We start from the raw sequence: 23,758 nt of genomic DNA, 5'->3' as shown, positions 1-23,758 counted from the left end.
CTATTTTTCAAACTATTCTTAAAGACATTTCCCCATGAATCTTCCAATGAGCAACCGAAAAAGCTCTGGAGATCGTCCAAAGCCTTTTTTCGCAGTTATCTAATGAACCCATCGCTTTTGCTCGTGAAGCCCGGGATTTAAAGCGGTTGCTTCGTGACAGGATTCACACAGAATATCCACATGCACGTGACCTGCTTGGTCCACTTGCATCATTTCTTCCTCGTCTTGACGAGAGAGAACATCAAATCCCAAGTCCCGCTGCTTTGCCTCGGTTGTTGAAATGGTACCCATCTCTATTCCACATTGCCTGCATTGATAATAAATCGCCATCACCGGCCGCTCTCCTTTCCGTTCACACTTACATATAGTGTCAACGACTGAAAACGGAGATATACACTATACTGGAAGTGAGAGGTGGGAGGTGGGAAGTGAGATTTAATTGTATTGGTTCATGACGTGATTGAAATCTTTTTCCAACCAAGTTTTGCAAGCTTTTGTGACATGCTGGCGCACCTGCTCGATTTCGGAACGCTCTTCTTTGTTAAAACGATCAAGCACATGCGCCGTTACCGACGCCCCTTCGGGTGGACGGCCTATGCCAATTCGAGCGCGATTAAACGTTTTCGTGCCCACATGCTCGATAATGGAACGGAGACCATTGTGTCCGCCATGTCCCCCTGTTTTTCGAAACTTCGCCGTCCCGACAGGCAAATCAAGTTCATCGTAAATAATGAGAACATTCGCAGGATCGATGTCAAAGTAATCGAGCACCGCCCGGACAGACTGCCCCGACCGATTCATAAACGTTAATGGTTTTAATAGCAAAATACGCTCATCGTCAATGGTTACCTCATTATATTCTCCGTGAAACGTCTTATGTTTTTTTAGCTTGATATCCAGTTCCTTCGCGAGATCATCCATCACCATAAACCCAACGTTGTGGCGTGTCTTCGTATATTTTAACCCGGGATTGCCGAGTCCAACAACTACTTTCAAATGTAAACCTCCTTAAGGGCCCCCCAACCCTCACAGAAAAATAAAATGAAATTTCTATCAGAGGGTATGTCCCCTCCCCTCTGCTAAGGAGGTCGGCTAGAACCGTCACGTCCGTAGTGGAGGTGAGAGGCTAGATGTGGAAGGTTAGAAAAGATTGAATTCGTTTAAATCTTATCTCCTGCCTCTTGCCACCAAAAGGGGGCATCGCGATCGGGGATTCGTCGCCCGCTTTTCCGGAAATCAGCCATTGGAAGCCGGGAGCCTTCCGGATATCTGATGGCGGATGCCGGAATATTATCTGAAAGTTATTTCCTGGGAGGAGCCCTTCGCTTCTTCGATATACCATGAGCGGACTCTGGCTTCTGATTTCTGTGGTCTGGGTCCCGACCTCCGGCCTCCGAAATCTGACCTATGAAATATTGGGACTTATCGTGTAAAAAAGGCATAACCTTTAGGCTATGCCTCCAATCGCATCTTATTCTTAGTTTTCATCTTCTTCGCTGTCTACAAGTTCAGGCTCTTGTTCTTCGCCGCCTTCCGATTCAGGCTCCTCTTCTGACGGCGGGAGCACGGACACAATCGTTTCTTCCGCGTCACTGCTGAATTCAAAGTTTCGGCCTGCTTGTAAGTCGCCAACTAAGATTGTGTCATTAATGCCGAGTTCACTGATGTCGACATCAATTTGTTCCGGAATATCCCTTGGAAGCGCGCGAATCGAAACTGTATAGAGCATATGGGAAAGGACCCCGCCTTCGGACTCACCCGGCGCGTCCCCAACAAGATTGACAGCGACCTCGACATCCATCTCGGAAGTCATGTCCACTTCAAAAAAATCAATGTGTGTGTTATGCCCTTTGATCACATCTTGTTGCAGATCATGGACCATCACTTGATGTTTGCTGCCATCATTGATCGCCAAATCGATAATTCCATTCCGCCCTACCTGACGCAATGTCTTCGTAAATGCAATGCTTGGAACATATACAGGGGTACTATCTGTTTTCTTTCCGTACAAAACCGCCGGTACATACCCTTCGGCTCTTAACTTACGTGTTTCGGAACGACGCAAATCTTCTCTTTTATTTGCTTCTAATGTTGCCATACTTTCACCTCATCCATTTCTCAAAGTCCTATGTTATGCTTTTACGCTTACAAGCGTTGATTTTTACGCTCTCTCTCGCTCGATTGAAGCACACGCACTCTAATACGATATAATAGCATTAGATGGGGATCTATGCAACATTTTAATTAAAAAGAGAACTCACTGATGTTTGTTCATGCACCCGAATAATCGCGTCTGCCATAAGGGAACCGACAGAAAGCTGGGTGATCTGCGGAATTTGTTTTTCCTCCGGAAGCGCAATCGTATTGGTTACCACCAATTCCTCGAGTTTCGACTCTTGAATACGTGCGATCGCCGGCCCTGACAATACCGGATGGGTGCAGGAGGCATACACCCGTTGTGCCCCTTTTTCAATGAGTGCTTCGGCTGCCAATTGAAGGGTGCCGGCTGTATCGATAATGTCATCAACAATAATGGCGGTTTTTCCTTCAATTTCGCCGACAATATTCATGACTTCCGCGACGTTCGGTCGCGGGCGGCGTTTATCAATGATGGCGATCGGCGCATCCAAACGATCGGCCATCTGTCTGGCTCGCACAACCCCTCCATGATCCGGGGATACAACCACAATATCCTCCAGGTTTTTTTCTTTAAAATAAGAGGCGAAGCGTGGCGTTGCTAGGAGTTGATCGACCGGAACATCAAAAAAGCCCTGGATTTGTGAAGCGTGTAAATCGAGGGTTAAAATTCTTGTTGCTCCTGCATTCTCCAGCAAATTGGCAACCAATTTGGATGTGATCGGTTCTCTCGAACGTGCTTTTCGGTCTTGACGCGCATATCCGTAATAAGGAATGACCACGTTCACCGTTTTTGCCGATGCCCGTTTACAAGCATCGATCATGATGAGCAGTTCCATGAGGTGCTCGTTGGCCGGCTCGGAGGTGGATTGAACAAGGTAAACATCGCACCCGCGAATGCTCTCTTCAATACTCACTTGCACCTCGCCGTCACTGAAACGCTTGACGGACATTTCACTTAATTCAACACCGATATGCTTGGCGATTTCCTGAGCCAGTTTTGGATTCGCGTTAAGCGTAAAAATTTTCAACGTTGGATCGTTATACATGGACATGTTTCCATTCTCCTTCGTTCTGAATGAGAGTGATGCGACTGGTAAAGCCTTTTCTTGGCCTTGAAACCCTCTATTTGCTTGCCCTCTCAGAGGGATGAGCGATGGTAACGGTCACCTTATTTTTCTTTCAAATAGCCTTCTTTATTGGATTGCCGAGATCGTGCAATGGATAACGCTTCCCCGGGCACATTTTCAGTAATCGTTGACCCGGCTGCTACAAATGAATGTTTCCCGACGGTTACCGGCGCAACAAGATTCGCGTTGCAGCCGATGAAAGCCCCATCTTCAATGGTCGTTAAATGTTTTTCTTTCCCGTCGTAATTGACCGTGATCGCGCCGCATCCGAGGTTGACGTCCTCGCCCACATCGGCATCCCCGATATAACTCAAATGATTTGCTTTTGAATCTTTCCCGATATTTGATTGTTTTATTTCCACGAAGTTTCCTACTTTTGCCCCGTTGGCGATGTTCGTTTCCGGTCGAATGTGTGCGAACGGACCGATTTGAACCTGCTCCCCGATGGCGCTTGATGAAACCGTCGATTGCTTAATCGTCGTAAAATCGGCAATGGAACAATCACTGATATCCGAGTGGGGGCCTATGAAGCAGCCTTCTCCAACCACCGTTCGTCCGCGTAGCATCGTGCCCGGATAAAGCGTCGTGTCCGGACTCAATTCAGTATCGGCCGATACATAGGTGTGATCAGGATCCACAAAGGTAACGCCTTGTTTCATCCAATATTCGTTGATCCGCTTTTGCATGGCTTTTTCGGCGGCCGACAATGCCACACGGTCATTGATCCCCAGCGCCTCGGAGGCATCGGGCGTCTCCCAAGCCGAAACCTTTTCTCCCTGTGCTTTGAGAATTTCAATGACATCCGGCAAGTAATATTCTTGCTGGGCATTATCGTTGGTCACTTCGTGGAGCGCAGAAAAAAGCGCTTCGTTATCAATGCAATAAGTAGCTGTATTGATTTCAGATATTCCTCGTTCTTTGGCGGTCGCATCTTTATGTTCAACGATTTTTTCCACATCCCCCGACCGTGTATCCCGAATCACGCGCCCGAGTCCCGTGGGATCATCCACACGTGCAGTTAAAACCGTCGCCGCAGCACCGCTAAGCTCATGATGGTCACTGAGGGCTTGCATGGTAACGGCTGAAATCATCGGTGTATCCGCGCTAATCACTAGCGTCACGCCCTTTTTCTTTCCAAGCAGGGGTTCAGCTTGCTGGACAGCATGTCCCGTTCCGAGACGTTCTGCTTGCCATACAACGTCGACATCATTCCCAAGGGCTTGTTGCACTTGCTCGCCTTCGTGGCCAATCACCACGGCAATTTGTTCAAATCCGGCGGCCTGAACCTGCTCCACGACGTGTGAAACCATCGGTTTGCCACCTACGGTATGTAAAACCTTTGGTCTTTTTGATTTCATACGTGTTCCTTTGCCCGCTGCAAGAACGATTGCATATCGATTATCCATCCGATGCCCTCCCAATGCTAGAAGTGAGAAGTTAGAGGTGAGAGATGAGAAAAAAGCCTTTTGCTTCCACTTCTATTGCTACTCTTCGATAGATGTTCATTTTATCCCGGTGGTAAGCGCCAGCTTTTCCGGAAGTCAGACATCCGAAGCCGGAAATCGGAAGGCCCTGAAAAAAAGCCTTTTCAGGCCTCTGATCTCTGAAACCTGACCTCTGAAATAGCGGGCGACTAACACTTCGATTGGAGGGGGATGAACCCCTCTGATGGAAGTTTCACTGTATACTACGAATATATCCTAAAAAACGGCTGTTTTCAAGGCGAGAAAACATCGCGATGCATCCATATCGAAGCAAATTATTTTTTCGCTGCCGTTCGTGATCCTCACTGAAAAGACCCTGTACATCACACGTACAAGGTCTTTGCCTCTTTAGGAAACCCCCGCTTCTTCATATTTTACATATTCCCCTTGTCGTTCGTACTCTTCCAGCACAGCTGTTTGGATTTTTTCGCGCGTCCGGGAAGAAATTGGGTGGGCGATGTCTCTAAATTCTCCGTCAGGGGTTCGTTTACTCGGCATCGCAACGAATAAACCGTTATTTCCATCGATCACTCGAATGTCATGAACAACAAATTCCTGATCCACGGTAATGGAAGAAATGGCTCGCATGCGCCCGGCTGTATTTACCCTCCGAAGCCTGACATCTGTAACCTCCATTTTTCCTTTTTCACCACCTTTTAAATGTAGCACTTTAGAAAAAGTTGACTTCTCGCCAAATGGTGAAAGTCAACGTCTTCTTATACTATCATCCGAACATTCGAACGCTTATACTTTCTGATAGTATAAAAAGGCTCTAGGTTACAATGTTCCACACGAGATGGGCAAACTCCTTTTTCAAAAGGTAAAAAAATTAAAATTTTGAAGCACCTCATTCTGCTCCCCCTTTAGGGAGCAGCGCGGGACTGTCTCTCCTCGATTATTCATCCGGTTTATCAAACCACGCGTTCAAGTGTAACATGATTTTTTGTTCGTCTTTTTCCTCCTCATTCTCCACCGTCTCGATCGCCCAATTGTCAGCCAATGCGCTTTCAATGGTTTGACGCGCATCTCCTCCTATTACTAAATCATTAATTTGCTCCTTCCCTTTCCGATAATCGCTTCCTTCCTCAAGTCCATACTTCTGTTGCAGCCATTGTAACCCATCCATCGTGTTAAATTTCATCGTATATCCTTCCAGAAGTGCATTTTCTAGATTCTCCGCGTGCCTTTTGGCATAGGTAAATAATTCATCATAATTGTAGTAGTCATCGCTGATTTCATTTAAAAGCGAAATGTTTTCTTCACGAATGGCGCGTTGTAATTCTAATTCCGTTACCCCTTTGTTCCTCGCATGTTCAAGCAAAATGGCACTGACCTGTGAAATTTTTGGCAAATCAAGCATCCTGATACCTCCATTTATCTTTTAAAGTATCTCCCCTTTAGGATATACCATTCATAAGCGTTAAAAAAACCACCTTCCCAAAAAGGTAGTTTCTCGATTATTCGTTGACCAACGCGATCACTTCAATTTCGATTTGGACATCCTTTGGCAACCGCGCCACTTCAACACAAGCGCGTGCCGGTTGATGTTCATTGAAATAACGCCCGTATATTTCATTGATAACAGGGAAATCATCCATATTTTTTATAAAAATCGTCGTTTTAACAACCGAATCAATGGAGGCCCCTGCTTCTTTCAGCACAGCTTGGACATTTTCGAGCACTTGTTCCGTCTGTTCATGGATGCCGTCTCCGATCAGTTCCATGTTGGGGGTCAGCGGGATTTGACCGGAACTGTAAAACATATTGTTGACAATCACCCCTTGGGAATATGGGCCGATCGCTTCAGGGGCTTGATTCGTATAAACGGTTTTCATGCTAACACTTCTCCTTTATTTATCGATTAACGTTTAGGTTGCTTTACGGGAGCTTATCAGTATTGTAAATGATTCGTATAATTTCCCGGACCTGCCTTAATTTGTTTTTCTTGTTCATTTACCTCATCAAGGCGGACCAATGAAATGTACTCGTCAATAAGCCTTTCACTGTGACGCGCTTCAACGAGCACAGCGATGCCAACGAGGTGTGCATTTACCTCTGTTAATAATTCGCTCATGCCTCTCGCCGTTCCTCCCCCTTTCATGAAATCGTCAACGATTAAGACATCACTGCCTTCGGGAATGCTTCGGCGCGCCAAGGACATGGTTTGAACTCGCTTGTTCGAACCGGAGACGTAATTGATGCTAACGACGGACCCTTCCGTGACACGATGATCACGACGGGCAATACATATCGGCACATCAAGATAAGCAGCAACCGCATAAGCCAGCGGAATGCCCTTAGTAGCCATGGTCATGACGACATCAATGTTTTGCCCCCGATAAATTCCCGCGAACAAACGGCCGATCTCATTCATCCATCCCGGCTCTCCCAGAACATCCATCATGTATAAATAACCGCCCGGGAGCAGCCGATCAGGCTCCTCCAACCGTCGGCAAAGGCTCTCGACAAGGGTTTTTGCTTCTCGTGCAGAAACCGCAGGTTCATAGCGTACCCCGCCGCTAACGCCCGCCACAGTTGTTAAATACCCCATTTGCTCGCTTTCAAAGATCTCTTTTACAATTCCCAAATCCTCGCTAATCGAAGATCTCGCCGCCCCGTAACGTTCCGAGAAACGGTGGAGGGGGATCAGTTGATTCGGATGCTTGAGTAAAAAGTTCGTCATATCCACGAGACGACCGCTTCGCTTCAGTTTTTTCATTTCCGCACCTCTCACCAAAACACGAATATTTAAAGAGAATATATCATTATCATTCGGTTTTAGCAAGTTTCTGTTAGGATTCGGACCGCATAAACGTGTTCGCAAAAACCACGAAGCGCATTATACACCCGATTCACCTGGTTTTCGTGTTTCACGAGCCCGAATACGGTCGGGCCGCTGCCACTCATTAATGCTGCATCTACGCCGGATTCAATCATCCGTTGCTTAATACGCCGAACTTCCGGATAAAGGTCGAGCGTCACGGCTTCCAAGTCATTATGGAGATGCTTGCAAATCCGGGCGTAATCTTCGGCATAAATGGCATCTTCCATTTCGGAAGCCAGAGAAGAAGAACGGTCAGGCACTGAAATTTGTCGGTAAATGTCTCCGGTCGTAACGCCGATCGGCGGTTTGGCCAATATGATCCAGCAAGAGGGCGGCGCCGGCAGTTTTTCTATTTTTTCCCCGCGCCCGGTTGCTTTTGCCGTGCCGCCATGAACGCAAAAAGCGACATCGGATCCGATGGTTGCGCCCAATTCCGCAAGCTCCCCTTTGGAAAGAGAAAGCCCCCACATCTCATTAAGCGCCCGTAAAACCGCGGCCGCATCACTGCTTCCTCCTGCCAGTCCCGCTGCCACCGGAATATTTTTTTGGATGTATATATGCACACCTTGGCGAGTCCGGTATTTGGATTTCAGCAATTGTGCTGCTTGATAAGCGAGGTTGCGTGCATCGTGGGGGATAAACCCTTCAGACATTTCCACGACGATTTCCCCGTCGTCTCGAATCATAAAATCCAAGCGATCGGCCAAGTCCACTTCGGTCATAATCATTTCAACTTCGTGATAGCCATCCGGGCGTTTGGCGATCACGTCCAACGATAAATTTATTTTTGCAGGGGCTTTTAGCGAACACTTCAACGTCCATTCTCCTTTTTTCGTTCAACTATCCGACAAAATCACCAACGTAAGCGCCGTTAATGGTGAAATGAAATTCCTCACGATTATCACTTATAATCATTTTAGTGGAAAAATACATTACTGTACAGTCACGCTTCCCACTTAAAAAACCCGGGGTGAGATTCCCCCGGGCGCACGACATTTTTACTGATGCTTTTTTGCCAAATCCTGTTCTGCCATCTCGACGGCCTTTTTTACCATGTTACCGGCATCTCTGGATTTAATCCCGCCCCAACCTTCTTGTTGGACCGTATCATAAATTCCGATTTCTTTGGCGATCTCTTCTCTTAAAGCATCTGACATCATTCCGCGTTTCCGGCTCAAAAGAACCATCCCCCCGCAATTTTAATATGCCGTGCTTTTATAGTGTAGATGCTCAACCATAAAAATATAGCTGTCATTTTCTAACGGAAATGACAGCTATCCTTCTTGCTTATTTTTACGCTTGGAGTTCTTCATCCGCACAAACCGTAAGTTGGACGGTTTGCGTCAAAATATCCGTGTAACTATAGGATACACGTTCAATTTTGTGCTTATCTTGATCCAATTTCACAATAAAAACCGAGGGGTATGTTCCTTCCAACAGCCCCGAGCGTTCGACAATCTTGCGACGCCCGCCATTGGCTTTCAGCGTAATCCGTTTTCCAACGTTTTCTTCAAGGGATTCCTTAATCTCAACTAACGTTTTACCCATCTCTTCACCCCACCTCACATATATGATAATATCATATATTTATGCCCGTGTCAAATGATACAAAACAATAAATTGTATCAAGTTCAATTCTGTCCTGTCAATACCCTATTGTTAGACGGCAAGATTTCCCTTATCATGTGCATTCATTCACGTTGTTATACGGATCCGCCGGAAAAAATCTCTCGTCACGTAAAACATGTGAAGCACAGGAGGAAGAGATTACATTTCTGTTTCGTCACGCAAAGGCATTCCACGTCGCAAAACCCCTTTTGTGTCAATGCCTCCCAGTCCATCATCGCCGGAGAGGGTATTACGCAGAATTTCATACAATTGCACACGATTCATAAAAGGGGTCATGCTTACTTTGGCAGCAATATAAACAGGATCAAGGGCATGAATATTTACACGCGCCGGGGAGCTCGCAAAATTTGCACCTGCCCGGATAAGGGTTTCGAAATAGGATTGGCAAGCTCCGGCGAAAATGATGAGATTATCCAATTGAGGGGTAACTTTACGCGCTTCTCGCACCGCTTGCGCGAAAGCGTGGGAATGTCGATAGGCCTTTTTATCCCTTTGTCCTCTCTGCGCCGGTAAATATGCATCATGACCGGTGATAACAAGGATTTCCGGCTGCACCATTTCCAGAAGGGAAGCCACTTGATGTTGCATCTCTGTTTCTTTCATATGAGCACCGTATACAGGAACCCCCAATCGTTCATACATTAGCTCGCATTTTTGTAAATAAGCAGGATCCCCATCCAAATGCAAAACACGACCCCTCATCTCGAAATAGAGGGGACTAGAGGTTGAATAGTTTGAAGCCATTTCATAATCGCTTTTTTCCCTAAGCAAACGGAAATCTTGCCGAAAAAGATGATAACATTGCTCTTCTTTTTTTTGTTGTTCTTTTTCCCGTTTCGCCCGTTCATCGTCATCTATTTTATTCAAGTCTTCATGCGGCGCATCCGCAACCAACCGTAAATCTTCCCCTTTCAACTCGAACGTGCCATCATTGTGAATGCGCGTAATCCGAAATAAAATATCTTCGTTGTAGGAATAACGGGTAACGAGATCACCGATCTCTAATGGCATCGCGACTCCTCCTTCATGCGTTAGCCTATGCGGAGGGCGCGGGTAAGGTGAATGATGCAATGAGGAATGTTCGAACGGGGCGGCTGTAAGTTCGGGCTTCACGGAATTTCACATGGCAACCAGGAACGCGGGGCGACAGTTAAGTCCATAATTATGTGTAAAGTTGTCATGATACAATCACCAGATAATAGGCAGGGTTTTGAACATGGCTGTTTCCTAATAGACGACCGCCCGAGTGCGCCGTCCAATAAGTTAACCGTAACAGGGCTAGGGATCCTTGCGGTTATTTTCAGCACGGCTTCCTATAAATTTGAACGCTACAAGCCTCCTTGCGGGCATTTTTCAGCGCGGCGACGGCGGGCAGCTATTCCGGGCGTCATGAACCGTTCATAGCTTTGGATCATGACAAAACCAGGGCAAAATCGTCGAATAAAAAAATCCTGAACAAAGCATCACAACTTTTGTTCAGGAAAATGATAACGTCATACCTAGCGCAATGTTTCAGAAGTTTTTTCCCCTCACTATTTCTGGGTAGATCTCACGATGGGTCGACCCCGGGAGAAAAAACAAAAGGCAAACATCGCAGGGACTTCGAGATCGGAAGGATTGAACCCGTGGAGAAGATTATATTGTCAGCTGTTCATTTGCTTCTTTTTCCACACATTGAATGGTTTCCTCCATTTCTTGCCAATGTGATCATAGCTTCGGCTTCCCGGCACTCCTTTGCCCTCATTTCATGCCGATGCAACCCTTCCTTCGACATATGCACTATTCTTTGCTCTCTTTCCATGCCGAAGCCGATCATGCTTCGGCTTCCGAGTACACCTTTCCGGCATGCGTTCTAATTTCGGCGATCGTTTCGATGATAGAACTCGTTTCGAGCGTCGATCACTCAGGCCTTCTTTCCAGGGTCCGTGAATAGGGAAGGAATTTCTTAAGCACCCCACTAGCGCACATTGGTTGGATTTTCGGATCGCCCCCTTGGCGCTCCAAGCCATTTGCTTTAGACCGAGCGTCCATGCCTTTGTCGAAACATAGACGTAAAACGTTCAGCAGATCTATTCCAGATATACCCATTATTCAGCCAGTCTCCACGATCGCACTAATGCATGCTACATCAACCGTCGTTGACGACTGAACGACTTCCGCGTTCACACGTTAGGGCTTCATTATCCCACGTTAACGACCGAACAGCAGGGCTTGACGGCACAACTACAGGTGGCGCCCCTAGTTCAGCCATTCTAAATCAGCAAAACCCCGCTTGGCGTGTCGCAATTCTTCGAACTCCCCTGTTTTTCGTCGTCCCCTTACCACTCATTTTCGGTACATCAACGAAGGCGGTGAGCGAAAAAAACAGCCGACACTATAACCCTTTTTTTGACAAAACATCGGCCAACACAGCAAATTCTGCAAGCGTAAGCGTTTCCGCCCTGCGTTTGCCATCCATGTCGGCAAGGTGAAACACTTCCTGCAAATCAGCTTCAAATTCCTTTTGCCCGAGCCAATGCCGCAGGTTGTTCGAAAGCGTTTTGCGCCGCTGGGCGAATGCAGCCCTTATTAAATCGAAAAATAAACGCTCATCTTCAACATGGACAGCAGGTTGGTTTCGAATCCGGAAACGGATAATTGTCGAGTCAACATTTGGGCGCGGCATAAACACCGTCGCGGGTACCGTCATGATTTCTTCCGTTTCCGCATAATATTGGGCTGCTATCGACAAAGAACCGTACGCTTTTGTGCCCGGGAAGGCAGCCAAACGTTCGCCGACTTCTTTTTGGATCATCACCGTCAATGATTGAATCGGAAGTTTTTGTTCCAAAAACCCCATTAAAATCGGCGTCGTGACGTAATACGGTAAGTTGCCAACGGCAATGACATGCCTCACATCGTTGAAGGTTGTTGTGAAAAGTTCCTGCACATCCGCTTGCAAGATGTCCTGATGGCGAACGTCGATATTATCGTAAGCCGAAAGCGTATCTGCCAGGACAGGAATGAAGCGCCGGTCGATCTCAAAAGCAACAACTTTTTTCGCGCGTTTTGCAAATTTCTCCGTAAGCGCGCCGATGCCCGCCCCAACCTCAATTATCCCATCTTCAGCGGTTACTTCAGTGGCATCCACCATTTTATTCAAAATGTTCCCGTCAAGCATGAAATTTTGTCCAAGGCTTTTTTTAAAAGAAAGATGGTGTTTGTCCATGATTTCCCTTGTTCTTGACGGCGTTGCAATTTCTTTTGTCATTGTGAAGACTCCTCATTTTGTTGCTTCACTTTGGCTACAGCTTCTTGAAACTCCTGACGGCCGATACGAAAAATATGCAAACGTTTCAAAAACTGCTTGCCATTGGCATACCCGATATTAAGGTGTTCCCCAACGAGGGCACGCCTCTCGCGCGCGTTCGGGCCGGCCAACAGGCCGGCTGCACGCACTTCTTCGATGGATAGTTCCGGAGGTGCTTTGGGATGGTTCGTCGGTTTTCGAACTTTTTCAAGTGCACGTCGGATCATTGGCGGTTGGGCGTGTTCGACACCAATGCTTTTCCCGTCAGCCGTCTTGGCTTCTTTTTTACTTATAAACGCGTGTTTACAATCGGGAACCGCTTCAGAGATAATTCGGCGGATCCGTTCTCCGGGATAATCGGGATCGGTGAGAATAATGACGCCGCGGCGGCTTGCAGCAAGTTTGACCTTTTCGATCACGTGAGAGGGGACGGACGAACCGATCGTTTCAATCGTGTCTGCATGGACCGCACGTTGAACCGCGACCGTATCATCTCTTCCTTCGACCACGATGCATTCTTCCACCACAGCTTTGTTGTTTTCCATTCGAGCACTCCTCTGATGCGCAGGACTTCCGGTAAGATAATCTGTCACTTCGCCATGGTAATCTGTCACTTTGCTACGATAATCTGTCATTTTAAAAGCTTAATCTGTCACTTTAGCCGATCGCGTCCCCTAAGTGATTGTAAACAAAGCCTTTGCATTCGCCGTGGTTGTTTCCGTTAATTCCTCAAACGTAAGGCCCTGAAGCTCTGCCAGCTTTTCCGCAACTTTGGCCACATAGGCCGGCTCATTACGCTTCCCGCGATAGGGGTGTGGCGCGAGAAAAGGGCAGTCCGTTTCAATCAACAATCGGTCCAGCGGCACTTCTTTGGCAACATCTTTCGGCATTTGCGCATTTTTAAACGTAACCGGGCCGCCAAAAGAAATATGAAAGCCGAGCGCCAAGAAGCGTTTTGCCGTCTCAATATCCCCACTGTAACAGTGCATGATCCCTCCGGCTTCTCCCAGCCCCTCTTCTTCCATAATCGCTGCAATGTCTTCTTGCGATTCCCGGCCATGAATGACAAGGGGGAGATTGACGTTTTTCGCCAAAGCAATTTGCTGACGAAACACGTCTTTTTGAACATCGACCGGGGATTTATCCCAATGGTAATCCAATCCGGTTTCCCCGATCGCTACCACCTTGGGATGCGCTGCCAAAGACTCGATCCAATCCAAATCTTCCCTTTCCATGTCAACAGCGTCCACAGGATGCCAACCGACCGTGGCATAGATAAAAGGGTACGTTTCAGCGAGATCGATCGCCCCTTTTATCGTCTCGCGATCAAAGCCAACGACATTCATCATCGTCACACCGGATTCACGGGCGCGAGCGATCACCGCTTCTTTATCTTCCTCAAACTGTTCCACATTCAAATGGACATGTGTGTCGAATAATTGAACCATATGCTTGTCCTTCTTTCCCCGGGATTAGGAAATGACCGTGCCGTTTGGCAGATCGCCATCAACGATAACAACGCGTAAATCGCCATCCGCTTTTCCGGCTAGAATCATTCCTTGTGACGCTTCCCCTTTAAGTTTTGTCGGCTTCAAATTGCTCACGCAAATAAGCTTTTTGCCAAGGAGCGTTGCTTCATCATAGTGTTCGGCGATGCCGGATACGACTTGGCGTTTTTCCGTTCCCAGATCTAATTGGATTTTCAGCAAACGATCGGTTTTTTTCACAGGCTCTACCGCAACGACTTCTGCTACCCGCAACTCAACGTTTTTAAAGTCATCAATCGTAATAAGCCCTTCTGTGCCTTCAGACGTATCAGCAGAAGGCGAAGTGCTTCCCGTCATCTGCTCCGTGATATAGGCGACTTCCTCTTCCACATCGAGGCGCGGGAAGACCGGCGTGCCTTTTTTAATCACCTTTGTACCCGCCGGCAGCTGGGCGAACGTTTCAAGCGAACCCCACGTCAATAACGCTTGCTGATTTTCAAACCCAAGTTGTTTGGCAATGGAAAGCGGGGCCTTCGTTAAGAACGGCTGGATCAAAACAGCGACATAGCGGAGGGCTTCCGCCAAATGATACATCACCGCCTGCAACGGTTCCTCCTCATCGCCTTTGGCCAACATCCACGGCTGTGTTTCATCTATATATTTATTGGCGCGGTTAATGAATTGCCAGATCGCCGTTAACGCCACGGAAAATTCCATTTCTTCCATATGGTTCTCCACCTTCGCCACCGTCGCGTAGGCAAGCTCCACGAGCTGGGTGTCATAAGGCGTCCCGTCTCGAATATATTCCGGCAATTGGCCATCAAAATATTTATTAATCATCGCGATCGTTCGGTTTAACAAGTTGCCGAGGTCGTTCGCGAGGTCAAAATTAATACGGTCAACGAATGCTTCCGGCGTAAAAAGGCCATCGGCGCCGAATGGCACTTCCCGAAGCAAATAGTAACGAACCGCGTCCAGGCCATACCGCTCCACCAATGTCTCCGGATACACGACATTCCCTTTCGACTTCGACATTTTTTCATCTTTCATCAGCACGAAGCCGTGGCCAAACACTTTTTTCGGAAGGGGAACGTCCAAAGCCATCAGCATGATCGGCCAATAAATCGTGTGAAAACGGACGATTTCTTTTCCGACGACATGCACATCCGCCGGCCAATATTGTTGGTATTTCCCGTCATTTTCGGTTCCATATCCAAGGGCGGTAATGTAATTTAACAATGCGTCAATCCAAACATACACCACATGTTCGGGGTCACTTTTTACAGGGACACCCCAGGAAAACGCCGTGCGGGAAACCGCAAGATCTTCGAGTCCCGGTTTGATAAAGTTATTGATCATTTCATTTTTACGTGCTTCCGGCTGGATGAAACCAGGATTTTCTTCATAAAAAGCAAGCAAGCGGTCGGCGTATTTCGACATCCGGAAAAAATAGGACGTTTCCCGCACCCATTCCACGGGGTGCCCGCTGTCCGGACTTTTGCCGCCCACCACTTTTCCGTTTTCCTTAATGGGCTCGTCAAGCTGAATTTCCGTATAATACGTTTCATCGGAAACGGAATACCAGCCTTCGTATTCACTTAAATAAATATCCCCTTGCGCTTTCAATTGTTCCACGACTTGTTGAACCGATCGTTTATGCCGCTCTTCCGTTGTACGGATGAAGTCGTCATAGGAAATATCCAGTTTATCCCAAAGGGAGCGAATGCTCTCGACGATGTCATCGACAAAAGCTTGCGGCGTCGTTCCCGCTTCTTCCGCTTTTCGTTCAATTTTTTGGCCATGTTCGTCTGTCCCCGTTAAAAACATGACATCATAGCCCTTCAGACGTTTGTAACGGACCAATGCATCGCTCGCCACCGTCGTATACGCGTGACCGATATGCAGCTTTCCGCTTGGATAATAGATCGGTGTTGTTAAGTAAAACGTTGGCTTAGACATAAGAACCTCCTTGTTTTCATCTTGAGCTTTTTTAATGAAAATTAATCGAAATAAAATAAACTCCCACCCCATGCAGGGGCGAGAGTTCACTCACGCGGTACCACCCTTTTTCCTCCTGATCACGATCAAGAGCTCAAAGCGCCGGTTTCATCACCGGCAGCTGTCAATAACGTCGACAGACGTCCTCCCCTTGCTGCGCGCACAGCTCGAAGAAAAACCCTCCCGGACCATCTTCAACGCCTCGTTTGCCACCGGTTCTCATCACCCCCGGCTCTCTGTGGACACGTGAGCATTTACTCATCCGTTCGCAGGACCGTATCGATATTCGCATACTTATTAAAAGGATAGAAAAGTCGAGGCCATCTGTCAAGGTGGGGGGATTCTTTTGGCCATTAGAGTCTCTGTGCCGCAACGCGGTATTAATCGCTCCCCACCGTTCGCTCGATAGAAATAAACATTCTGAATGGATGTCGCTTATTTTTGGCTTCCTTCGGCTCGTTTGATGCCAAATTTCTTTTATTTCATTTGATTTGGCTTGACCCATCTTGCTTCCAGACGGTGATATGCTTTCATACATCTATCCTCGCCCCGATGATCACCAAAGCAGGCCGTATCACATTTTCCGCCCTATTACTATAGAACTGGAATGATATGTTTTAATTGACTTGTATTTACAGTACTGGTATTATAGTAACAATAGAGAGAGAAAAGTGTTGAAAATAGAAACACTCACATACACCAACAAATCAAGGAGGTCGAGCAAATGAAATCTACCGGCATTGTCCGAAAGGTAGATGAACTCGGTCGCGTAGTCATTCCTATGGAATTGCGTAAATCAATGGAGATTGCCAACCGGGACGCGATGGAGATTTATGTGAATGATGACCAGATTATTTTACAAAAATACGAACCGTCCAATACGTGCCAAGTAACAGGGGAAGTATCCAACGATAATCTATCGCTCGCCGACGGGAATATCGTCTTAAGTCCTGAAGGAGCCAAACAAATTATCGAACAACTTCAATCGTATGTAGAAGGTTCAAAATCTACAGTTTCTTAAGTCTTTTCGTTGACGGATCGTCCATAAAACGATCCGTCTTTGTTATTCCAGCCCATGATAGATGGCATACACATCATTTTTGCTCATTTTCCGATCAACGGCACACTGTTTCAGCGCAGCCTTCCGCCCCCATCCTCGATCTTCATACGCCTTCACATGGTTGATCACGGGCATTCCTTCCCACCAAGCGTGCGCACGGTTCTCTTCCAATTCCTGGTCCGAGGCTCCCGCTACAATCACACAACATTCTCCTCGCCAACCGTTTTCACGCCCGATCTGTGCCAATTCGTCCAAACGGCCGCGGTGAAATTCCTCATAATGCTTTGTTAACTCGCGCGCGACCACCGCTTCACGATTGGCCCACGTTTCAGCAAGCTGCTCAATGGTAGCAGTAAGCCGATAAGGAGATTCATAAAAAACAACCGGTGCCTGGACACGCCCAAGATCCTCAAGCATTTCTTCCCTATCTTTTTTCTTGCGGGGAAGGAAGCCGTGAAAATGAAAAGGGCCTCCTCCAAAACCTGAAGCAATCAACGCTGTAACGGCAGCGTTGGCCCCCGGCAAAGGAATCACCGCTACACCGGCGTCTATACAGGCGTTCACCAACCGTTCGCCCGGATCGGAGACGAGGGGCGTTCCGGCATCGCTGACAAGCGCCCATTGTTCGCCGTCTTGAAGATTTGCCAATAATTCGGCCGTTCTTTTCTCTTCATTATGTTCATGCATACTCTTCATCGGCGTATGGATGCCATAGTGAGAAAGCAATTTTCGGGTTTGCCGCGTATCTTCTGCAAGAATCAAATCGACTTCGCCAAGCATACGAACGGCGCGATAAGTAATATCTTCAAGATTTCCAATCGGGGTCGGAATGAGATAAAGAATGCCCTGATCCAAAAGCCCTCCGCCTCCTTTCTGCAATCAATTGTTTCTTCTCTGCTTTCGTCAACTGTTTAATTCGCCATTCTTCCCGCATCGCTGTTTCTTTACTCGGAAACGCCTGCAAATGAATCAACGTAACCGGCCCGCGCCCGCGTGTATATTTGGCTCCCGTGCCTTCATTATGCTTTTCAAGACGTACAAACGGTTCACGAGCGTAACCGGTATAATACGAGCCATCCCTGCACTCAAGTATATAAACGTAATGGTCGGAAACGTCCTCGCCTGGTTCCGTGGCCAAGCGCTGTTCTTTTTCCGTCTCTTTTCCTTCGTAAGCCTGCAAAAACTGCTCCGTATAGTTTCCTTCCTGATCATAAACCGTAATCGGAGGTAACGTTTTCACCCCGGGATTCCCGCCTTTAATCGTTTCCACTAAAACCATGTTCGCTTCCTTGCCTGCTTTCGGATGCACAAATTGAAGCCGCTTCGGCGTCAGTTGGACGCGCTCACAGGCATGGAATAACTCCGCTAAACGATCCGGCCGGTAAACGAACGCCGCTTTGCCTTTATATTTTACAAGCCTGGCTGAGATCTGAGCCACATCGACAAACGAAACAGTTGCTTCATGCCTAGCCATCGAAACAGCCGATTGTTTATTTTTCTCTTTTTCCTGAAAATAAGGCGGATTACACGTGACAACATCGTAGGTCCCCATTCCCGCCGGCCATTCGCTTGCTTCGGTTATATCTCCGCAAATAAAATCTAATTGCTCCTTATATCCATTCAATGTTGCGCTCCGTCGGGCCATATCACACAACCCGGGCTGCACCTCCACGCCAGTGATTTGCACATTGCTGCGCATCGCCATCACAAGGGCGATGGAGCCGTTTCCGGAACATAAATCAATCATTTTCCCCCTCGTTTTTGCAACCGAAACAAACTGTCCGAGCAGGACCGAATCTTTGGAAAAAGGAAAGGTATCTTTACTTTGAATGATCCGCAGGCGATTTCTATAAATATAATCGATCCGTTCCTTCGGATGCAAACGCATAAGCTCACCTCGAAAAAACCCGCGCGAACGAGAGGCACGGGCTCAAAAAACACTTATTTATTGTTGAAAAAAGGAAAGGCAGAAGAGACAATCTCCTTCCATTCGTAAACCCCCATAGTTTAAATTACATATATGAAAACCTTCTTGATAGAGACGGGCAAGGTTATCGTACCCTTCTCCCGGAAGTTTTGTATCTGCATCTGTCTCTTCGTCCGACGATTCCTCTGTTCCCGCATCCGAAAAACCGCCCACGTTTTCCAAGCGTTCCCGTAGCATTCGATTCTCAATGACGAGGCCTTGATTTTCCTCAATCATGGATGCCAGCTGTTCTTTTAGTTCACGTATTTCTTCGTGAATCGTAAGCAGCTTCTTTTCCATATGAATGACTTGTGAAAACATTTCCTGCTTTGCCACGTTTTCCCCACCTTCTCGTGGAACGTCAGCCGGTTAAAGCGCCTTGCCCGATGAGTTCTTCCAAAGAAAACTCCAACGTTCGTTCAGGGTCTTCAAGTTCTACTTGGACGATGCGTTCCAACATATTTAAGCCGGTCACTTTCCCTCTGCCCTCATCAACATCGATCTTTTCTCCAATGTCGGGAAGTTCTTTCTTTGCCTGCTCATATTCATCATTTTCATACTTAAGGCAACACATTAAACGTCCACACAAACCGGAGATCTTTGCAGGGTTAAGGGACAAGTTCTGATCCTTTGCCATTTTTATGGAAACGGGTTCAAAATCGCCGAGAAACGTCGAGCAACAAAGAACAAGTCCGCACGGGCCGATGCCGCCCAATATTTTCGCTTCATCCCGCACACCGATCTGACGAAGCTCAATGCGGGTCCGAAAAATTGACGCTAAATCTTTCACTAGGGCTCGAAAGTCAATCCTGCCATCAGCGGTAAAATAAAACAGGATTTTGTTACGGTCAAACGTATATTCCGCGCTTACTAATTTCATATCCAACTTATGTTCCTTGATCTTCTCTTTACTAACGCTTTCGGCCTCTTTTGCAAGTTCGATGTTCTCCGCTACTCGCGTTATATCCTCGGACGTCGCGATCCGAACAATCTTTTTAAGCGGAAGCACAACGTCCTCATCGTCCACCGTTCTCTCTTCCAACACGACGTATCCATATTCAACACCGCGGGCCGTTTCAACAACTACGGATTGGCCCACGACTACATCAAATCCGGCAGGAGAAAAATAATAAATTTTCCCTGTTTCTCTAAAGCGGATGCCTATCACTTGATGCAAAGTTATGATCCCTCCTGGAGGCGAAGCAGTAACCGCTCCATCAACAGCTGCGGATTTACATTGGCCGCCAGATATCTTTTCGCTTCCATAACTGCTCTCATATTAGCCGCCAACATAGATTCCGAACGATTGGAAGCTTCCGTTTTCAATCGTTCTAACTGATCAGGATATGCTAGGTCCTCCCTGCCCCACTTCGTATATAATGCATCCCGATACCAAAAAAGGAAGAGGTCAAGGCCTATATCCACTGATTCTCTATCTTTGAAATGTGTGTGCCATTTTTCCTGCAACAACAATTTGGCTTGCGGAGGTCTTTTTAACACCTCTTCGGCCAATTGTATCACTACCTGACGCCCCTGTACAATCCAACTTGTCCCTTCCTTTTTGTCTAAATCCGTCGGCGTGTCTCCGATCCGTGCTTTAATTGCTGCCAATTCATTTGTTTCCCCTTTTTCTTTCAAACGCGCCTGTCGTTTTTCTTCCGACAATGGCATAAAAGAGATCACTTGCGACCGCGACACGATCGTCGGCAGTAAAAAATGCAGATTTCCTGTCACTAAAATAGCCAATGTCTCCCCATTTGGTTCTTCCAACGAAGTCAATAAACTATTGGCTGCACTCGTTGTCATTTTATCGGCTTCTTCGATGATATATGCTTTTTTTGTAGACTCCATTCCTTTATAAGCAAACTCTTTTTGCAACAACGCCACTTGTTCTTTTTTTATGGAAAGGCCATCCGGGCGGATAACGGTAACATCCGGATGGTCGCCCGCCCGTACACGTTTGCATTCGCTGCATTGATTGCACGGTTTCGCCTCGGGATGTTGGTCGCTACATAAAAAAGCACGACAAAGAAGCGCCGCTGCCCGAAATTGTTCGTCAAGCGCTTCCCCTTCAAAAATATAGGCGTGTGGAAGACGCTCCCGCCAAACAGCATGTTGCAACAAACGCGCTACGACCGGCTGTTCCGCTTGCAAGGTATCCCATTCCATGCGCGAGCTCCTTCCATTTTAAAATTGTTCAAACTGCTCCACATCGACGACAAACACAGTCGCTCCCCCTACCTGCACTTCCACAGGGTAAGGCACGTAAGAATCTGCGTTCCCGCCCATCGGCGAAACAGGAGCAACCAATTGTTCACGGCTTTCACAGTTTTCTTTAATGATGTCCAACACATCAGCTACTTGCTCATTCTCAACACCGATTAAAAAAGTCGTGTTCCCCGCCCGTAAAAAACCACCGGTGGATGCCAATTTCGTCGCACCGTAATCATTCTCTACGAGTGCCGTTGATAAACGGCTGCTATCTTTATCTTGAACAACAGCAATAATTAACTTCATTGCAACAACCCTCCCTTTGGATATGAGACGGATTTTTCTTTTATCATACGTTATGCGAGTTCGTAAAACCAGTGTAACATATCGGAAAAAAGTCGGAGCTTTTTATATTCATCGAAACGTCAATAAATTGGGGGGTTAAGCCAATCGATGAACCAAAGTGTAAGCGGGTAATTCAGCGAATTTAAAAATGACGCGATCCGAACTACACCAGCATCTCCCGAATGGATGGATAAATTTCTTCTTCAATATGAGCGATACTTGCATCGGCATTAATCACCCGAAACCGCTCTGCAGCTTCCGCGGCAAGAAAATGGTATCCGTTACGCACCTGCTCATGAAATGTACGTCCCTTTTGATCCAACCGGTTTTCTTCGCGAGCGTTTTGCGCAATTCGTGCCAAACCAATATCAACCGGAACATCCAAAAAAAACGTACGATCCGGCAACCAGTTTTGAACCGCGAATAAGTTAATTTCCCGCACGCGTTCTACCCCAACACCGCTCGCGTACCCTTGATAAACTAAGCTGCTATCCAAATATCGATCACAAAGAACAATTTTTCCGGCCTCCAAAGCGGGAATAATTTTTTCCACCAAATGTTGACGGCGGGCAGCCGCGAACAACAGCACTTCCGTGTAACGATCGAGCGCCTCTTCCTCACCACTCAACAACAAATGACGTATTTTTTCGGCGCTCGCCACTCCTCCCGGCTCCCTGGATACGAGTGTTTCATACCCATCCGCCTCCAATCGGGAAGCAATGCGCGGGATAACCGTTGTTTTCCCTGAACCTTCCCCGCCTTCAAAGGTGATAAACGTTCCTTTACCCATGTTCCATGACCTCTTTTCTAACGAGCAAAAACCCATGATGTATGGGAGACATTGCCTGCACGTGGCCCCCGAATGTCAACCAATACTGAAGAAACTGTAAGCGCTCTCTGTCCACCACTTCTCCCGCCATCCAAAGCGGAATCCCGGGCGGATAGGGGACAACATTCTCTGCAATTATTCTTCCTTCCGATTCTTGAACGGGAACGGACTCCGACGCTTTGTACTCCCCCCGCCAATCCGCGAAAGAATGCTCCGCAACCTTTGGATACGGAGGGGATGCAGGCGCGTACGAGCCCTTCATTTTTTTTCCTTTATAAAAAGAAACCAGCGTAGAAAGGAGCTCCCGTTCCCAGTTTTCAGGATGAGCCAATGGAAGGACGAGCAATACGTGGTTTCTGTCGCTTAATTCAGCATAAATGCGTTCCGTATGTAAATGGTTCTCCCATTCCCAACCGTTCCATCCATTAGGCGCCCGTAAAATCAACTTCAAAGGATCGTTGTTTTTCACACGGGCCCCCGGACAGATTTCATCCAATTTTTGATGAAAAGCATGCCATTTCCCGGCAATGTTTTCTCCGATCAACGTTTCGTTATAGGCACGTGCCACATCAAGGGAAGCAAGGATTGGATAGGAAGGGCTACTCGTTTGCAGTCGTTGCAGCCAATACCGACAACGAGTTTCATCTGTGTCGGACCGTAAATGCAAAAATGCTCCCATCGTAAGGGCCGGCAACGTTTTGTGCGCCGATTGCACAACTACATCGGCCCCCGCTTTTAACGCCGAATCAGGGAAATGCGAATCAATATGGAGATGAGCACCGTGCGCTTCATCCACGAGCACATTCGCACCATTTCTTTTCGCAACGGCAATGGCCCCTTCCAATCCCCCAACATACCCATAGTAACTCGGGGAAGACAGCACCAACCCGTTAGCCTCCGGATAACACGCGAAACCATAAGCGACCGTTTCTTCTGAAACCCCTGTAGCCAGCCCCGATTCGGCATCAACCTCCGGAGCAATAAAAACTGCATCCACGCCTGCCAACTCCAGCCCATGAATCACCGAATGATGCACATCCCGTTGCACCAGCACCTTTTCTCCCCTTTGAAAAAAAGCAAGAATCATCGCTAGATTGCCGACCGTTGAACCTCCGACGAGAAACAATGTGCGGGCACAACCGTATTGGTTCGCTGCCAACTGCTCTGCTTCCAATATCGCCCCGGAAGGCGCGTGTAAATCATCAAGCCCCGGCAACTCCGTTTGGTCAAGGCGCATCATTTGGTCAAAATAAGCAGCGTACGGTGCCGGCAACAAACTGCCGTTTTTATGGCCGGGCACATGCATCGATATGGGCGTACGTTGATCATGGGAGTACAACCGCTCAAAAAGCGGACAATTCCCGTTCATA

General features: G+C 47.4%; 26 protein-coding genes. 1 reads left to right on the top strand and 25 read right to left on the bottom strand.

The annotated features are described in order from the left end of the window. Window positions 1-99: 99 nt before the first annotated feature. The 17 genes from DT065_RS11535 to metG form a co-directional block, all read right to left on the bottom strand. Window positions 100-330, bottom strand: a complete 231-nt coding sequence (locus tag DT065_RS11535; RefSeq protein ID WP_114373510.1) for an anti-sigma-F factor Fin — start codon at window positions 328-330, stop codon at window positions 100-102. A 105-nt stretch (window positions 331-435) separates the two neighbouring features. After that, window positions 436-996 carry an aminoacyl-tRNA hydrolase gene (gene pth / locus DT065_RS11530; RefSeq protein WP_114373508.1) on the bottom strand — a complete coding sequence of 187 codons (561 nt, stop codon included), beginning with the start codon at window positions 994-996 and terminating at the stop codon, window positions 436-438. 481 nt (window positions 997-1,477) lie between these two features. Further along, the gene (locus DT065_RS11525) at window positions 1,478-2,098 is read right to left on the bottom strand and encodes a 50S ribosomal protein L25/general stress protein Ctc (RefSeq protein WP_114373507.1); all 621 of its coding nucleotides are present in this window, start codon (window positions 2,096-2,098) and stop codon (window positions 1,478-1,480) included. 142 nt (window positions 2,099-2,240) lie between these two features. Continuing rightward, the gene (locus tag DT065_RS11520) at window positions 2,241-3,191 is read right to left on the bottom strand and encodes a ribose-phosphate diphosphokinase (RefSeq protein WP_114373504.1); all 951 of its coding nucleotides are present in this window, start codon (window positions 3,189-3,191) and stop codon (window positions 2,241-2,243) included. Between the two features lie 116 nt (window positions 3,192-3,307). Further along, on the bottom strand, window positions 3,308-4,672 hold the full coding sequence (gene glmU, locus DT065_RS11515) for a bifunctional UDP-N-acetylglucosamine diphosphorylase/glucosamine-1-phosphate N-acetyltransferase GlmU (protein WP_114373502.1): 1,365 nt from the start codon (window positions 4,670-4,672) through the stop codon (window positions 3,308-3,310). Window positions 4,673-5,098: 426 nt separating this feature from the next. Then, a complete protein-coding gene (gene spoVG, locus DT065_RS11510) occupies window positions 5,099-5,386 on the bottom strand; it encodes a septation regulator SpoVG (RefSeq protein WP_114373500.1) in 288 nt (95 codons plus the stop codon). Window positions 5,387-5,645: 259 nt separating this feature from the next. Further along, window positions 5,646-6,110, bottom strand: coding sequence for a hypothetical protein (locus tag DT065_RS11505; protein ID WP_114373498.1), 465 nt, complete (start codon window positions 6,108-6,110; stop codon window positions 5,646-5,648). Window positions 6,111-6,207: 97 nt separating this feature from the next. After that, window positions 6,208-6,585, bottom strand: a complete 378-nt coding sequence (locus DT065_RS11500) for a RidA family protein (RefSeq protein WP_114373496.1) — start codon at window positions 6,583-6,585, stop codon at window positions 6,208-6,210. A 56-nt stretch (window positions 6,586-6,641) separates the two neighbouring features. Further along, window positions 6,642-7,469 carry a pur operon repressor gene (purR, locus tag DT065_RS11495; protein ID WP_114373494.1) on the bottom strand — a complete coding sequence of 276 codons (828 nt, stop codon included), beginning with the start codon at window positions 7,467-7,469 and terminating at the stop codon, window positions 6,642-6,644. A 59-nt stretch (window positions 7,470-7,528) separates the two neighbouring features. Next, window positions 7,529-8,389, bottom strand: coding sequence for a 4-(cytidine 5'-diphospho)-2-C-methyl-D-erythritol kinase (gene ispE / locus DT065_RS11490; protein WP_114373492.1), 861 nt, complete (start codon window positions 8,387-8,389; stop codon window positions 7,529-7,531). 183 nt (window positions 8,390-8,572) lie between these two features. Beyond that, window positions 8,573-8,752: a small, acid-soluble spore protein, alpha/beta type gene (locus tag DT065_RS11485; RefSeq protein WP_114373490.1), complete on the bottom strand. Its 180-nt coding sequence runs from the start codon at window positions 8,750-8,752 to the stop codon at window positions 8,573-8,575. Between the two features lie 115 nt (window positions 8,753-8,867). Then, a complete protein-coding gene (gene veg / locus DT065_RS11480; RefSeq protein ID WP_114373488.1) occupies window positions 8,868-9,122 on the bottom strand; it encodes a biofilm formation stimulator Veg in 255 nt (84 codons plus the stop codon). A 219-nt stretch (window positions 9,123-9,341) separates the two neighbouring features. Then, window positions 9,342-10,214, bottom strand: coding sequence for a sporulation peptidase YabG (yabG, locus tag DT065_RS11475; protein ID WP_114373486.1), 873 nt, complete (start codon window positions 10,212-10,214; stop codon window positions 9,342-9,344). Window positions 10,215-11,577: 1,363 nt separating this feature from the next. Beyond that, window positions 11,578-12,453 carry a 16S rRNA (adenine(1518)-N(6)/adenine(1519)-N(6))-dimethyltransferase RsmA gene (rsmA, locus tag DT065_RS11460; RefSeq protein ID WP_114373480.1) on the bottom strand — a complete coding sequence of 292 codons (876 nt, stop codon included), beginning with the start codon at window positions 12,451-12,453 and terminating at the stop codon, window positions 11,578-11,580. Then, window positions 12,450-13,037: a ribonuclease M5 gene (rnmV, locus tag DT065_RS11455; protein WP_114373478.1), complete on the bottom strand. Its 588-nt coding sequence runs from the start codon at window positions 13,035-13,037 to the stop codon at window positions 12,450-12,452. Before rnmV ends, rsmA begins: the two co-directional genes overlap by 4 nt. Before the next feature lie 129 nt (window positions 13,038-13,166). After that, window positions 13,167-13,940, bottom strand: coding sequence for a TatD family hydrolase (locus tag DT065_RS11450; protein WP_114373476.1), 774 nt, complete (start codon window positions 13,938-13,940; stop codon window positions 13,167-13,169). A 24-nt stretch (window positions 13,941-13,964) separates the two neighbouring features. After that, window positions 13,965-15,938, bottom strand: a complete 1,974-nt coding sequence (gene metG / locus DT065_RS11445; RefSeq protein ID WP_114376270.1) for a methionine--tRNA ligase — start codon at window positions 15,936-15,938, stop codon at window positions 13,965-13,967. 763 nt (window positions 15,939-16,701) lie between these two features. Between metG and DT065_RS11440 the strand changes: the two genes are divergently transcribed. Next, complete coding sequence (locus tag DT065_RS11440) at window positions 16,702-16,998, top strand: AbrB/MazE/SpoVT family DNA-binding domain-containing protein (protein WP_114373474.1); 297 nt, start codon at window positions 16,702-16,704, stop codon at window positions 16,996-16,998. A gap of 42 nt (window positions 16,999-17,040) precedes the next feature. On the opposite strand, the gene rsmI is transcribed toward DT065_RS11440, so the two are convergent. From rsmI to DT065_RS19630, 8 genes are all read right to left on the bottom strand, one after another. Next, window positions 17,041-17,892: a 16S rRNA (cytidine(1402)-2'-O)-methyltransferase gene (gene rsmI / locus DT065_RS11435; protein WP_227002569.1), complete on the bottom strand. Its 852-nt coding sequence runs from the start codon at window positions 17,890-17,892 to the stop codon at window positions 17,041-17,043. Further along, window positions 17,843-18,925 carry a GIY-YIG nuclease family protein gene (locus DT065_RS11430; RefSeq protein WP_114373470.1) on the bottom strand — a complete coding sequence of 361 codons (1,083 nt, stop codon included), beginning with the start codon at window positions 18,923-18,925 and terminating at the stop codon, window positions 17,843-17,845. The genes rsmI and DT065_RS11430 overlap by 50 nt, the downstream gene beginning before the upstream one ends. Window positions 18,926-18,982: 57 nt before the next feature. Further along, window positions 18,983-19,339 (bottom strand): DNA replication initiation control protein YabA, encoded by a 357-nt coding sequence (yabA, locus tag DT065_RS11425; protein ID WP_114373468.1) that lies wholly within the window; start codon window positions 19,337-19,339, stop codon window positions 18,983-18,985. A 25-nt stretch (window positions 19,340-19,364) separates the two neighbouring features. Beyond that, window positions 19,365-20,180 (bottom strand): PSP1 domain-containing protein, encoded by an 816-nt coding sequence (locus DT065_RS11420; RefSeq protein WP_114373467.1) that lies wholly within the window; start codon window positions 20,178-20,180, stop codon window positions 19,365-19,367. Between the two features lie 2 nt (window positions 20,181-20,182). After that, window positions 20,183-21,172: a DNA polymerase III subunit delta' gene (gene holB, locus DT065_RS11415; protein ID WP_114373465.1), complete on the bottom strand. Its 990-nt coding sequence runs from the start codon at window positions 21,170-21,172 to the stop codon at window positions 20,183-20,185. Between the two features lie 18 nt (window positions 21,173-21,190). After that, window positions 21,191-21,520 carry a cyclic di-AMP receptor DarA gene (gene darA / locus DT065_RS11410; RefSeq protein WP_114373463.1) on the bottom strand — a complete coding sequence of 110 codons (330 nt, stop codon included), beginning with the start codon at window positions 21,518-21,520 and terminating at the stop codon, window positions 21,191-21,193. A 202-nt stretch (window positions 21,521-21,722) separates the two neighbouring features. Further along, complete coding sequence (gene tmk / locus DT065_RS11405) at window positions 21,723-22,349, bottom strand: dTMP kinase (protein WP_114373461.1); 627 nt, start codon at window positions 22,347-22,349, stop codon at window positions 21,723-21,725. Next, on the bottom strand, window positions 22,342-23,757 hold the full coding sequence (locus tag DT065_RS19630; RefSeq protein ID WP_114373459.1) for an aminotransferase class I/II-fold pyridoxal phosphate-dependent enzyme: 1,416 nt from the start codon (window positions 23,755-23,757) through the stop codon (window positions 22,342-22,344). The genes tmk and DT065_RS19630 overlap by 8 nt, the downstream gene beginning before the upstream one ends. Window position 23,758 lies beyond the last annotated feature (1 nt).

This window comes from Salicibibacter kimchii, assembly GCF_003336365.1.
Classification (GTDB): domain Bacteria; phylum Bacillota; class Bacilli; order Bacillales; family Marinococcaceae; genus Salicibibacter; species Salicibibacter kimchii.
The sequence above is the reverse complement of the archived record's forward strand: the minus strand, read 5'-3'. Positions and strand labels throughout refer to the sequence as shown.